At 71.3% G+C, this 12,686-nt stretch carries 10 protein-coding genes; 6 read left to right on the top strand and 4 right to left on the bottom strand.

The features are described 5' to 3' along the window. Positions 1–17: 17 nt before the first annotated feature. Entirely contained in the window at positions 18–584 is a 567-nt protein-coding gene (locus KUM49_RS08300; RefSeq protein WP_217236075.1) for a flavin reductase family protein, read from the bottom strand. A gap of 200 nt (positions 585–784) precedes the next feature. Between KUM49_RS08300 and KUM49_RS08295 the strand changes: the two genes are divergently transcribed. Further along, the gene (locus tag KUM49_RS08295; protein ID WP_217236074.1) at positions 785–1,447 is read left to right on the top strand and encodes a class I SAM-dependent methyltransferase; all 663 of its coding nucleotides are present in this window, start codon (positions 785–787) and stop codon (positions 1,445–1,447) included. Between the two features lie 63 nt (positions 1,448–1,510). On the opposite strand, the gene KUM49_RS08290 is transcribed toward KUM49_RS08295, so the two are convergent. Then, positions 1,511–3,187: an FAD-binding oxidoreductase gene (locus KUM49_RS08290; protein ID WP_217236073.1), complete on the bottom strand. Its 1,677-nt coding sequence runs from the start codon at positions 3,185–3,187 to the stop codon at positions 1,511–1,513. Between the two features lie 276 nt (positions 3,188–3,463). Between KUM49_RS08290 and KUM49_RS08285 the strand changes: the two genes are divergently transcribed. From KUM49_RS08285 to KUM49_RS08275, 3 genes are all read left to right on the top strand, one after another. Further along, complete coding sequence (locus KUM49_RS08285) at positions 3,464–4,036, top strand: cupin domain-containing protein (RefSeq protein WP_308406567.1); 573 nt, start codon at positions 3,464–3,466, stop codon at positions 4,034–4,036. A 124-nt stretch (positions 4,037–4,160) separates the two neighbouring features. Beyond that, on the top strand, positions 4,161–4,967 hold the full coding sequence (locus tag KUM49_RS08280; protein WP_217236071.1) for an SDR family NAD(P)-dependent oxidoreductase: 807 nt from the start codon (positions 4,161–4,163) through the stop codon (positions 4,965–4,967). Positions 4,968–5,554: 587 nt separating this feature from the next. After that, complete coding sequence (locus KUM49_RS08275; RefSeq protein ID WP_217236070.1) at positions 5,555–7,054, top strand: MFS transporter; 1,500 nt, start codon at positions 5,555–5,557, stop codon at positions 7,052–7,054. On the opposite strand, the gene KUM49_RS08270 is transcribed toward KUM49_RS08275, so the two are convergent. Then, entirely contained in the window at positions 6,956–7,828 is an 873-nt protein-coding gene (locus tag KUM49_RS08270) for an AfsR/SARP family transcriptional regulator (RefSeq protein WP_254400927.1), read from the bottom strand. The genes KUM49_RS08275 and KUM49_RS08270 overlap by 99 nt on opposite strands. Before the next feature lie 139 nt (positions 7,829–7,967). Further along, positions 7,968–9,677, bottom strand: a complete 1,710-nt coding sequence (locus KUM49_RS08265; protein WP_217236068.1) for an FAD-dependent monooxygenase — start codon at positions 9,675–9,677, stop codon at positions 7,968–7,970. 226 nt (positions 9,678–9,903) lie between these two features. Between KUM49_RS08265 and KUM49_RS08260 the strand changes: the two genes are divergently transcribed. Continuing rightward, a complete protein-coding gene (locus KUM49_RS08260) occupies positions 9,904–11,622 on the top strand; it encodes a class I adenylate-forming enzyme family protein (RefSeq protein WP_217236067.1) in 1,719 nt (572 codons plus the stop codon). Between the two features lie 2 nt (positions 11,623–11,624). After that, the gene (locus tag KUM49_RS08255) at positions 11,625–12,638 is read left to right on the top strand and encodes a methyltransferase (RefSeq protein WP_217236066.1); all 1,014 of its coding nucleotides are present in this window, start codon (positions 11,625–11,627) and stop codon (positions 12,636–12,638) included. Positions 12,639–12,686 lie beyond the last annotated feature (48 nt).

Here is a 12,686-nt window from a genome sequence, read left to right as displayed (position 1 = left end):
TTGTCCGGTCGTGACGGTCAGTGACCCAGCGGGATGTGATGTGCCGCGGTTCCCGACGACCACGCGCCGTCGGCAGGTCCGTCGAGGGTCCCGGCCCACGCGTGATGGCCGGGAGCGGTGTCCAGGAGGCGAAAGGCCCCGCCGTGGAACACCAGGGGCTCCGCGTCCCCTGTCGTGAAGCCCCGCACCCGGCCGATGTGCAGCACGTGGTCGCCACCGTCGTACGCGGCCCAGGGCACGCAGTCGAGGTGGGCGGCGACGCCGGCCAGGCGCGGCCCCGCCGCATCGGGGTCCCAGGGCACCGGAGTGCCCGCGGGCAGTGGCCGGCCCGCGAAGTGCAGGGCCAGGTCCTGTTGGTGTGCGGCGAGCACGTTCACGCCGAACGACGACGCACCCGGCAGCAGGTCGCACATCCGGCTGCGCCGGTCCAGGGACACCATCACCAGCGGGGGTTCGAGGGAGACGGAGGTGAACGAGCCCACGGTGGCGCCGTGCACGCCGTGGTCGTGTTCGACGGTGACCACGGTGACGCCCGTGGCGAACCGGCCGAGGCAGTCGCGAAAGCGGCGTTGCCTGTCGCCCATCGACACTCCTCGAAAAGAAATCGGCCCTCGAATTGGGGGCTTTCTCAGGGGCATTGTGCCGGTGGCCGCTGAAGGATCGATCGAGGCAAACGACGCACATTTCTGCGCAATATCCAGGAGTCCGGAAATTATTGACACCGGCGCGTGCGGGCGCCTGTAATTCCTTCTCGGATTCGAGTACCCGACACGAGGTGGCCATCATGAGACTCCAGGTCGAGTTGACCGACGCACTCCAGGACTACGTCGCCGATGTCTCGCTGCGCGAGCCCGACCTGTTGCAGAAGCTGCGCGAGGAGACCTCGCAGCTCCCCCTGCACCTGATGCAGATCTCGCCGGAGCAGGGCCAGTTCATGCGGACCCTGCTGAAGGCGACCGGGGCCCGGCGCGCTCTCGAGGTCGGCGTGTTCACCGGTTACAGCCTGCTGTCGACGGCGCTCGCGCTCCCCGCCGACGGCCGTGTGGTGGGGCTGGACATCAGCGAGGAGTGGAGCGCCATGGCGCTCGACTACTGCAAGCGGGCCGGCGTCGCGGACAAGGTCGATCTGTACATCGGCGACGCCCGCGACTCCCTCGAACGGCTGTTGAAGGAGGAGAACGCCGCCGGGACGTTCGACTTCGTGTTCATCGACGCGGACAAGGAGAACTACACGGCGTACTACGAGTACGCGCTCGAACTGCTGCGTCCCGGTGGCCTGGTCGTCGTCGACAACGTGCTGTGGCACGGTGCCCTGCTCGACGAGTCCGCCCAGGACTCCGAGACGCAGGCACTTCGTGCCTTCAATCCGCGGCTGCACCATGACGAGCGGGTGGACCTGAGTGTGGTCCCCTACGCGGACGGGCTGACGTTCGCCGTCAAGCGCTGAGTTCCGCGTCACGCACGCGCGAAAGGCCGCCCCGGAAGGTCCGGGGCGGCCTTTCCGCACGTGTCAGGGCAGACGGACGGACTGGGCGTGGCGGAAGAAGTCCGTCGGGTCGTACTTCTTCTTCACCTGCTGCAGCCGCGGGTAGTTGCCCTTGTAGTAGAGCGAGTACCAGGGCGTCGACGAGGTGTTGTACTTCGGGTCGTTCAGGTCGTTGTCCGGGTAGTTGACATAGCACCCGTCAGTGACGCCGTTGGGCACGGGCACACCGCCGGTGTCGGCGTAGACCTCCGCGTAGCACTCCCGGTTCCAGGCGATGTAGGCGGCGTCCTCGGCGTCGTCGTTCCACAGGGACATCCACATCAGCTTGAAGAACGACTCGCGGTGCGGATAGCCGGTGGCCGCCGGTGCGACCCGGTTGACCTCGCCGCCGTACGAGCTGAGGGTGATCGAGGCGCCGGGCAGGGTGACGTCCGTGCGCGTCAGGTGCTTGTACAGCGCCGCGAGCTGCCGGCCGGGGAAGGTCCCGCGCATGTACGCGGACTTGTACTCCTGCCGGAAGGTGGGGTCGGTGAGGTTGGTGTTGGTGGTGCCGAGGTATCGGGTGGCCTCCAGCCACGGCAGCTTGCGGGGCTCGGCGTACATGGCCATCGGGCCGAACTCGGCGAATCGGCGGGTGACCGCTCCCGTCTGGACGCCGACGCCGTCGCCGATGGCGGCGAGGTAGCCGTCGAGCATCTGGCGGGCGTTGGGAGCGGTGGCGTCGACCTGGGTGACCATGGCGATCTGCCCGCTGGACTCGTGGGTCAGCACGAGGAAGCTCGCCAGGGCCAGTTCGGGGGCGCCCGGTGCGCTGTGCGCGGTGAACCAGCGCGCGTAGTTCTGCACCAGCCGGGAGAACTTCGCCTCCGTCATGCTCTCCCACGGCCAGGACTGCGCCACCAGGTACACCTCACGGGGCGGCTTGGGCAGCAGCTTCTTCGGGTCGGTGCCGGTGGCGCCGGGGGTGCGGAACCAGTAGCGGGTGACGACACCGAAGTTGCCGCCGCCTCCACCCGCGTGGGCCCACCACAGCTCGCGGTTGGGGTCGCCCGGCTCGTTGGTCGCCACCACCGTGCGCACCTTGCCGTCGGCCCCGACCACCACCACCTCGACGGCGCACAGGTAGTCGATGATCAGGCCGAGCTGGCGGCACAGCAGGCCCCAGCCGCCGCCGCTGACGTGGCCGCCGGCCGCGACGGAGTAGCAGATGCCGCCGGGAACCGTGACGCCGTACACCTGGTACAGCAGGGTGTAGACGTCCAGGAGCTGTGCGCCCGTCTCGACGGCGAAGGCGCGCCGTTCGGCGTCGTAGTACACGTTGTTGAGCTGTGACAGATCGAGCACCACCTGGACGTCGGGGTTGAAGACGAAGTCCTCCAGGCAGTGCCCGCCGGAGCGCACGGTCAGGCGCTTTCCGGCGGTGACGGCCGCCTGCACCACGCTCGCCACCTGGGAGACGTCGTCCACGATCTGGACGGCCTCGGGCCTGCCGACGTAGCGGTGGTTCATGCCGTGCACAAGCTCTGCGTACTGCGCGTCCGCCGACGTCACCGTGACCGGAGCGAAACCCACGGCCGGGGCCGCCTGCCTGGGGGCGGCTGCCGCCTGCCCGGCCAGGGCCCCGCCCACGGCGGCCGTGCCGCCCAGCGCCGCGGCGGTCGTGAAGAACCGTCTGCGGCCTATCCCACTGTTGTCGCGCACTTTACGTCTCCCGTTCTCGCCATTTTTGGCGCCCGCTTCACGCGATCTTCTGCGCCGCGACAGTACGAATCAGCCATAGCGGAAAACACTCCGGATCTTGCGGTCGAATCCCTGAACGGGGCATTCCGGGATACGACCGCAAGATGGGGAGTGTCCGACGGCCCACCGATCGCCACCATCAAAGTCCAGGCTGAATTCGCCATGGCGGAAGGAGGCGGGCCGGTGACGGTCAGCGTCGGTGAGGTATACGAGAATCCGCGGTGCAGGGAGCGGGTCGTGATCAGAACGCCGTCCTCGCACACGGGCGGGGCGCGCACCGTGATGGACGTGTACTCCGAGCCCGGCGGAGCGGTCTCGGGCGAGCACCTCCACCCGGTGAGCGAGGAGCGCTTCACGCTGGTGCGCGGCAAGGTCGCCTTCCTGATCGGCGGACGCCAGGTGACCCTCGACAAGCCCGGGCAGAGCGTGCTCATCCAGCCGGGCATCAAGCACCGCTGGTGGAACTGCAGTGGCGAACAGGCTTTCCACATCTGCGAGGTGCGCAAGAACAGCGACCGCTTCGAGCAGCTCGTGCTGCGCCAGCTGTTCGGACTCGCACAGGACGGCAAGACCACGCCCGAGGGCATGCCCAGGCTGCTGCAACAGGCGGTGACGACGCTCGAGTTCGGTGACGTGGTGCGGTTCACCTCGCCCCCGTGGGCGCTGCAGCGCGCCCTGTTCACCGTGCTCGCCCCGGTCGCCCGGCTGCTGGGGCACAAGGGGTGCGACCCCGAGTACATGGACCGCAAACCGTCCGAGATCGCGGAGCTGGAGGAACTCCCGGAGGAGGTCATGCGCTGGCACCGCTGACCCCACGAGCCCGGCAGCACCGCCTGCAACCCCTTCGGGCACCGCGGTGTTTCCGTTGATGAGAGCACACCGCACAGCGCTCCTCCCCACCTCAGGGCGGGGCCGACCATCGAGAAGGAACCTTATGGATCTGCAGCTTTCCGGCCGAGTCGCCGTGGTGACCGGCGCTTCCAAGGGCATCGGCCTGGCCATCGTGCGCACGCTCCTCGAGGAGGGCGCCAAGGTCGTGGCGACCTCCCGCAAGAGCACCCCGGAGCTGGACATGCTGGCCGGCCCGAACCTCGTGCACGTCCCGGCCGACTTCATGGACGAGGACGCGCCCGCGCAGGTCGTCTCCCGCGCCGTGGAGCAGTTCGGCGGGCTCGACATCCTGGTGAACAACGCCGGCGGTCCGCCCCCCGGTGTGACCCTGCCGCGCGGTTCGTTCCTGCACGCCTCCGACGAGGAGTGGCGTGCCATGTTCGAGTTCAACCTGTTCTCGGCCGTGCGCGCCATCCGCGCCGCCATTCCGCACCTGCTGGAGCGCGGCGGCGGCGCCATCGTGAACATCTCCTCCGGCAACGCCCGCCAGCCTTCGCCGATCAACGTCGACTACGGCGCCGCGAAGGCCGCCCTGAGCAACATCACCAAGGTCCTCTCGGGCGAGTTCGGGCCCCAGGGCATCCGCGTGAACACGGTCTCCCCCGGTGTGGTGCGCACGCCGTGGTGGACGGACGAGGGCGGCGTCGCCGACATGATCGCCTCGCAGGCCGGCACCGACAAGGACAACGTCATCAACAGCGTGGTCCCGGAGATGCTGAACCTGGCCACGGGCCGCTTCGTCGAGCCGCAGGAAGTGGCCGACGCCGTCGTGCTGCTCGCTTCGCCTCGCTCCGGCAGCACCACGGGCGCCGAGTTCGTCGTGGACGGCGGGCTCCTCAAGGAGCTCTGAGCAACACCGTGCGGGAGGGCCGGCGAACCCGGCCCTCCCTCTGTCCCCGGCCGCCGCACGGCGGCCGGGCCGTACGACTTGGAACGGCCCGCCGGCGCCGCGTGGTGAACCGAGCCTGCACGGGCTGCCGGCGCCGCCGGACACGCTCCTCGCTGCTTTCAACCCCCGGGTGACCCGCCGGAGTTCCCTCTCGTCACGGGACCCGGGTCCCGTGAGCACCGCCGGTCACGGCCGTGCCGTCCGCGGCGGCGCCACACTCTTCCCGCGGATCTCCGCAGCGCCGCGCCGTCACGGGCGCCGTCTGCTTCTTCCCTCTCTCACGTCCTCAGCCCCGCCGTGCCGTCTCGCGGCCCCGGGGCCACTCGTTCGGATCACGCCGGGGCTCGCGAGCCCCGGCACGCACGTCTGCCGCGTTGCCGTCGGCCGCCACCGCTCCGCGTGGCCCGTCCGCTCCGCCCTGCGACGGCACGAGCCGGGACCCGCCCCCTGATCCGCGCTGATCCGAACGGAAGGCCGCGGGCTTCGTTCCCCGTCCGCCCCGCTCCGGGGCCTGCGCGGCGGCATCACGCCGACTCCCGGGAGCCGTCATGGCCTTGTACGCCCCTGCCCGCCCGCAGAACCGCGCAGCGCCGCCGCTGGACCGCCGGCTGCTCGCCCTGGCCGTCCTCGCGCCCCTGCTCGCCAACGCCGACAGCGGCATCGTGACACTCGCGCTGAGCGACATCCGGCGCGACCTGTCGATGTCGCTCGAAGCCGTGCAATGGGTGACCAACATCTATGTGCTGCTGGTGGGCGGACTCCAACTGCTGGGGGGCCGGCTCGCGGACCTGGCAGGGGCTCGCCGGCTCTTCCTGCACGGGATGGTCGCGTTCGCCGTGGCCTCGGCCGCGTGCGGCGCCGCACCCAACGGCCCGCTGCTCGTCACCGCGCGCGCCGGACAGGCGCTGGCGGCCGCCGTGCTCGTGCCGGCCGCGATGTCGCTGCTGGTGACCGCGGCCGCACCGCACCAGCGCGCCAGAGCCCTCGCACTGTGGGCGGGCGCCGGCGGCGTCGGCTCGGTGGCGGGCGTCCTGTGCGGCGGTCTCGTGGTCAGCGGCCTCGACTGGCGCTGGGCCTTCTACCTCAACGTTCCCGTGATCGCCGTCGCCCTGGCGCTGGCCCGGCGCACCCCGCTGCCCGACCCGTCCAGATCCCGCGAGGTCCGCCTGGACCTGACGGGAGCCGCGGCCCTGACGGGCGCCCTGCTCACTCTGGTGTACGCCTTGGTGCGCCTGGCCGGACACGGCACGGACCGGTACACGGTGTACGCCGCGCTCGGCGCGCTGACGCTGGCAGCCGCCTTCTGGCTCCGGCAACGCACCTGTCCCCACCCGCTGCTGCCCGCAGCCCTCATCCGCGACCGGGGCCTGGTGTCCGGTGCGGCGGGCATCCTGCTCGTGTCGACGGCCGCGGCGCCCGTCGCCTTCCTCGGCGGCATGCACCTGCGCGACGCCTACGGGTACGGTGCGCTGGCCGCCGGCTTCGCGCTGCTGCCGATGGTCGGGGGCATCTTCGTCGTCGGCCGGGCCTGCGGCGCGCTGCTCGCCCGGTACGGCGCCCGCCTGCCGTGCGCACTCGGCTGCCTGCTCCTGGGAGCCGGCCTGTGGACGCTGGCCGCCCGCTCGCACGCCTCGGGATACGTCTCGGGCATGCTGCCCGGCCTGATCCTCGCCGGGGCGGGACTGCCGTTGATCTGGATGTCGTGCGAGGTCGTGGCGCTGGCCCGGTTCAGGGGTACCGGCGCGGGGCTGGCGGCGGGTCTGGTGCAGTGCGCGGGGCAGCTCGGCACCGCTCTGGGCACGGTGCTCGCGGTGGCGGTGTGCGGCAGTGGCACCGGGGTGACCGCCGGGGCGGGCCAGGCGTTCGGCGCGGCGGCCCTGCTGATGGGGCCGGCCCTGGTGGTCGCCCTGGTCGGACTGCCGGGCCGCCTCTCGCCGGCCGCGCAGACGTCAGATCATGACCAGTCCGCCGCCGCGGACGGCCTCGCGCGGGGCGGACACGGTGCGCTCGGCCAGCAGGTTGAGCGACTGCCGGAAGCGCCCGCTTGAGGGAGGTTCCAGCCGCGGGTGCCCGGAGAGCATGTGCGTGTGCAGGCGTTGCAGCCGCGCCGAGGGCTTCATACCGAGTTCCTCCCGCAGCCGGGCTCGCAGCCGGTGGTAGGCCATCAGCGCGTCGGCCTGCCGGCCCGACCGGTACAGGGCGAGCATGAGGTGCTCGACAAGGTCCTCGTGCGTCCCGTACTGGTGCACCAGCGCGGTGAGTTCACCGAGGATCTCGTGGTGTCGCCCGAGGTGCAGTTCGGCCCCCAGACGCTGGGGGACGGCGTCGAGCCGGTCACGCTCGACGACCTCGATGGCGGCTCTCAGCAGCGGGCCCGTGGGTACGTCGACCAGCATCGGCCCCGTCCACATCATCTCGGCGGCGCGCAACTGCTCGGCGGCCTCGGCGTGTTGGCCGGCCTCCAGTGTCGCGCGAGCGGCCCGGACCTGCTGCTCGTAGCGGTCCAGATCCAGTTCCCCGGCGTTCAGTTTCAGCACGTACCCCTGGTCGCGTGTCTGCAGCCGGCCGGGGCTGCGGCCCGGGCCGCGCCGGGCCCCGTCCAGGGAGCGGCGCAACTGCATGACGTACGTGTGCACCGCCGCGACCGCGCTCGACGGCGGCCGGTACTCCCAGATCTCCTCGACTATCTGTGCCACGGACACGACGTGGTTCGCGTTGAGCGCGAGGAGCGACAGCAACTGACGTTGTTTCGGGGCGGTCGGGGTTCTGTGGCGACCTTCGTCGTCGCACACACTCAGAGGGCCGAGAACGCGAAATTCCATGTGACTCCCCCATCGTCGCCCAGGCCGGCCTGCGAAAGGTCTTTCCTCCGGCATGCCTGGTCAAAACGGCGCGATTCGCGCGGATTCTACCGTCACTCAGACTCTGTTGATCCCGGCATCGGGACCTGGGTGCGCTCGACTACCACCACCCGCGAGCCGGTGCCGGCGCGGTTCTCGACGCCGTCTCGTGCGGCCCTCCGGTGACCAGCGCGAGGAGCGCCGCCGAGTCGCCGGGCTCCCGGTCGCCTCGCCAGGCGACGTGCTGGTCGGGGCGGATCAGCACCAGGTCACGCTCGTACAGGTCCCGCGCGAGCGGATCGTCGAGCGTGACCGTCCGCAGGGGTACGCCCCGGTCACGGGCCGCGGCCTCGATCCGTCCGGTCTGCGGCGGACGTGGGCCGAGCCGCAGCAGCGTGAACCCGGAGCCGAACCGGTCGAACAGCGAACTGCCGTCCGTGCGGCGGTCGTCGAGCCACAGGTGGGGAGCACGGCCGCCCGGCACGGCGGAGGGCGTGTACGCGGCGAAGGAGTCGGGGACCGGCCCGGACCCGTCCCCGGCGACGATCGGCGAGCCGTCGTAGCGGGCGCCCAACTGCACACCAAGGGTGTCCAGGGTGCGCATCCCGTACTCGGCGAGTTCCGCGCCGGTCTTGGCCCGGGCGGCCTCGCCGGCGGCGGAGTCCGCTTCCAGGCAGGCGGGTCGGTCGACGGCGCCGAGTCCCTGGCCGAGGGTTCTGGCCGCCGAGGTGTTGCGCAGGGCGATCGGTCTGCGCTCGATGCCGTACGTGTCCAGCAGATCCGGACCCGCCCATCCCTGAACGGCCGCCGCGAGTTTCCAGGCGAGGTTGGCGGCGTCGTCGACACCGGTGTTCATGCCGAAGCCGCCGTTGGGTGTGAACAGGTGCGCTGCGTCGCCGGCGAGCCGGATGCGGCCCGTACCGAACGATTCCGCGACCAGCGCCGCGCCCGCGGTCCACGGCCGGTGGCTGAGCACCTCGACCGGAAGGGGTTCACCCGCCGCCCGCTGCACCAGCCTCACCAGTTCGGCGTCCGTCGCCGTGTCGGGGTCGACGGAACTGGTGAGCAAAAAGAACTCGTCCACTCCGTTGAGCGCGATCAGGTTCAGCGCGAGGTGCGCGTTGACGACCCAGTTGCTCCACGCGCTCCGGCCGCGCAGGTAGTCCCGGTACAGCGTGGGCACCCGCAGGTGGGCGGCGGTGGAACGGCGGCCGAGCACGTCCTGGTCGAGGGTGCCCTCTCCCTCGTACCGGATCCCGAGGTGGCGCCGGACCAGGCTGTGCCCGCCGTCGCAGCCCGCCACGAATCCCGCCCTGAAGGTGCGCCGGACTCCGTCGGCTTCGGCCACGACGTCGACGTGCCGCGCGCTCTCCCGCAGGGCGGTGACCGTCCAGCCGAAGCGCAGGGTGATCCGCGGCCGGGTGCGGGCGTGGTCGAGCAGCAGCCGCTCGACGTACATCTGGTTCGCCCGGTGCATCGGCTCGGGGGACTGGTCAGTGCGGTCGGCCGCGACTCGTTGGCGCAGCACCTCGTCGGTGCCCGGCCAGGGCAGCAGGGCCAGTTCGTGTGCGTTGTAGCGGGTGAAGAAGGAGATGCCCGCCGAGTGGCCGCCGGGAAGGCCGAGTTCGCGGATCCGCCCGGCCAGACCCAGGGTGCGGTAGTGCTCCATGGTCCGCGCGTTGTGGGTGCTGCCGCGCGGCTGATCGGGCACGGTCCGCTGGGAGTTGAGGACGACGCAGGGTACGCCCTGCCGGTCCAGGAACAGAGCGAGCAGCAATCCGACCGGACCGCCTCCGACAACGGCGACCGGGGTTATCAGCGGGTCCTCCATCCGACGCGGCCTCCAGCCCTCTGTCGATCGAACAGGTGCGATCGTCGCAACCCGCTCTGAAGAACGAAGCAAGATCAGCGGTCGGGATGCCTTTCCATCGGCCCTTTAGCGGGCGGTTGGAGACTCCGCCACGAACCATTCCCGAACCGCTGGGGTATCACGGGCCGCGATGTCTCACCGGTGACCGAAGAATTCGGCGAATCACTGCGGAGTGTGAGGTATTCCTATGTTCCTGTTCGGCACACACAGGTCCGCCGCGCAACGCCTGCGCCTCCATGCCGACCGGGATTTGGGGGCGGGGAACTTCTTCTGGCACGCCTGGCGCGTCAGCCGCGACCGGGACCGTCCGCTCCTGTTCCACCCCGACGTGTCCTCCCCCTCCTGGGCGGCGGACGAGCCGAAGGGGGTGTCCCTGAACGACGTGCGTGTCGCCGCGATCCGCTACGCCCACTGGTACCGCGGCCGGGGGGTGCGGCCCGGGGCGCACGTGGGCGTGCACACCCGCGACGGGCTGCTCGGCCTGATCCACCACATCGCCATCACGTCGCTCGGTGCGGCCGCCGTGCACTGCAATCCGAAGATGGCCCCGGCGACGGCCGCCGAGTACTTCCTGCGCACGCGGACCACGGTGCTGGTGGGCGACGGCGATCTCCTCAAGGGCCTCGCGGACGCCTGGGAGTCGGACGCACCCGGGCGGGCCACGCCCGAGGTCGCGGACATCGCCGTGCTCGCCGTCACCGCTCCCCTGCCGCCCCGGCCGATGCCCGGCTTCCCGCACCGGCACGCCCACGACGACCTGATCATGATCTCGCACTCGTCGGGCACCACCGGACGGCCCAAGGCCCCGGTGTTCCACCACGGTTCGTTCTTCGCGGGCAAGCGTGAGCGGCTGTGGACCTTCCCTTCGCTGCGCTCCGACCGGCTGCTGACGGCGCTGCCGCACAGCCACTCGGCGGGCATCAGCTATCTCAGCCTGGCGCTCCTGCTCGGCATCCCGACGCTGGTCCTGGACGAAGCGAGCGGCGAGGCCGTGGCACGGGCGATCAACCTGTTCCGGCCCACCACCGTGCTGGCCTTCCCCCTCACCCTCGCCGAGATCCGCACCGAGGAGATCAGCCCCGAGGCCGCCCGGCACATTCACACCTGGCACGGCATGGGCGACGCCTCCCACGAGAGGCACATCCGTCCGTTGATCGCTCTCGGCGGGCGCACCGAGAAGGGGAAGGAGCTGAGCGGCTCGCGCTACCTCGACGGACTCGGGTCGTCGGAGATGGGCATGGTGCTGTTCAAGCAGGTCTACACGCCCGAGACCACCCGGTACGCGCGCCACATAGGGGTCCCCGCCAACGTGGTGCGCAAGGCGGCGGTGCTCGACGACCAGGGTCGTGAACTGCCCGACGGGCAGGCCGGCCGGCTCGGCGTGCGGACCCCGAGCGTGACCGCCGGCTACCTGGACGAACCGAACCTGACCGAGGAATCCACGGTCAACGGATACTTCCTCACCGGCGACATCATGCGCCGCGAGAGCGACGGCACCTGGTACCACCTCGACCGCACCCCGGACGTGGTCTCCACCGTCGACGGGCCGGTCCACAGCCTTCCGGTGGAGGAGGTCGTCCTGCTCGCGACGCAGGCCCTGGACACGGCGGTCGTCGCGGTCGACGATCCCCGCTCCCCGGGCCACTCCCGTCCCCTGGCCGTCGTCCTGTTCTCCGACGGCACCGAGCGCGATCCGGCCCGGCTGCTGACGACGTGCAACGCGGCCCTGGCCCGCGAGGGCCTCGCACCGCTCGGCGGCCTGCTGGTGGCCGCCGACCGCTCCGAGCTCCCGGTCGGTGTCACGGGCAAGGTCCTCAAGCGCCTGCTGCGCGAGCGCCTGCGTACCGCTCTGTCCCGCACCGGCGACCCCGCGCTCGCCGTGTCCGCCCCCGCACGGAAGGTCTGATCATGCCCGACACCGAGACGACGGCGGCACGTCAGGTGGTGGACCTGATCACCGGCACCTGGCGGGCGCAGGCCCTCTACGCGGCGGCCGCCCTGTCCCTGCCGGACCACGTCGCCGCCGGACACGGCACTGTCCCCGCTCTCGCCGAGCGGACCGGCGCCAGCGAGGACGGCCTGGCCCGGCTGCTGCGACTGCTCGCGGCGCTCGGCGTGTTCACCGGAGACGAGGAGGAGGGCTACGGGCTCACCGGCGTGGGCGCGCTCCTCGTCGCCGGCGGCGAGCAGTCGATGCGCGACATGGTGCTGCTGTACGGGGAGGAGTTCCACCGGGCCTGGGGTGCGGTGGAGCCCGCGATCCGCACCGGAACCTCGGGCTTCGAGCACGCGTTCGGCACCTCGCTGCACGCCTACCTGCGCGACGAGCCCGACGCCGGACCGCGGTTCCTGCGCGCCATGAACGCCGGCAACGTGTTCTTCCCCGAGGCCGCGACGGCCTTCGACTTCTCGCGGGCGCACACCGTGGTCGACGTGGCGGGCGGCAGCGGCCTGCTGCTGTCGGCCGTACTGCAGGCCCACCCGCACCTGACGGGGACCGTCTTCGACCTGCCGCACATGCTGCCGGTGGCCGAGCGGCACCTGAGCGCCGCCGTCGGCGCCCACCGCTACGAGACGGTCGCGGGTGACGTCTTCGACAAGGTCCCCGCGGGCAGCGACGTGTACCTGCTGTCCCGGGTGCTGCAGGACTGGGACGACGAGCGGTGTGTGACGCTCCTCGCCAACATCCGCGAGGCCATGTCGGACACCGGACGACTGCTGGTGCTGGAGCGGGTCGTCGCCACCGACGGCACCGCGCCCGTGCTGCCTCTGCTGTGGGACCTGCACCTGCTGATGGCCGCGGGTGGCCGCGAGCGCACCCTCGACGGCTACCGCTCCGTCCTGCGAGCCGCGGGTCTGCGCCTGGAAAGCGTCCACTCCCTCGCCCTCGAGACGAGTCTGCTGGTCGCCGCACCGATGTGAGGGCACAGCCCCTCCGTCCCCGCCCTCCCCTGACACCCATGGAGTACG

The organism is Streptomyces sp. AC555_RSS877, assembly GCF_019049245.1.
In the GTDB taxonomy this organism is placed as follows: Bacteria; Actinomycetota; Actinomycetes; order Streptomycetales; family Streptomycetaceae; genus Streptomyces.
The sequence above is the reverse complement of the archived record's forward strand: the minus strand, read 5'-3'. Positions and strand labels throughout refer to the sequence as shown.

What these genes read in the sequence shown, in the direction of transcription:
- KUM49_RS08300 (WP_217236075.1), bottom strand. Translation starts at nt 584, where the DNA reads ATGGGCGACAGGCAACGCCGCTTTCGCGACTGCCTCGGCCGGTTCGCC.
- KUM49_RS08280 (WP_217236071.1), top strand. Translation starts at nt 4,161, where the DNA reads ATGGATCTGCAGCTTTCCGGCCGAGTCGCCGTGGTGACCGGCGCTTCC.
- KUM49_RS08260 (WP_217236067.1), top strand. Translation starts at nt 9,904, where the DNA reads ATGTTCCTGTTCGGCACACACAGGTCCGCCGCGCAACGCCTGCGCCTC.
- KUM49_RS08275 (WP_217236070.1), top strand. Translation starts at nt 5,555, where the DNA reads ATGGCCTTGTACGCCCCTGCCCGCCCGCAGAACCGCGCAGCGCCGCCG.
- KUM49_RS08270 (WP_254400927.1), bottom strand. Translation starts at nt 7,828, where the DNA reads ATGGAATTTCGCGTTCTCGGCCCTCTGAGTGTGTGCGACGACGAAGGT.
- KUM49_RS08265 (WP_217236068.1), bottom strand. Translation starts at nt 9,677, where the DNA reads ATGGAGGACCCGCTGATAACCCCGGTCGCCGTTGTCGGAGGCGGTCCG.
- KUM49_RS08255 (WP_217236066.1), top strand. Translation starts at nt 11,625, where the DNA reads ATGCCCGACACCGAGACGACGGCGGCACGTCAGGTGGTGGACCTGATC.
- KUM49_RS08295 (WP_217236074.1), top strand. Translation starts at nt 785, where the DNA reads ATGAGACTCCAGGTCGAGTTGACCGACGCACTCCAGGACTACGTCGCC.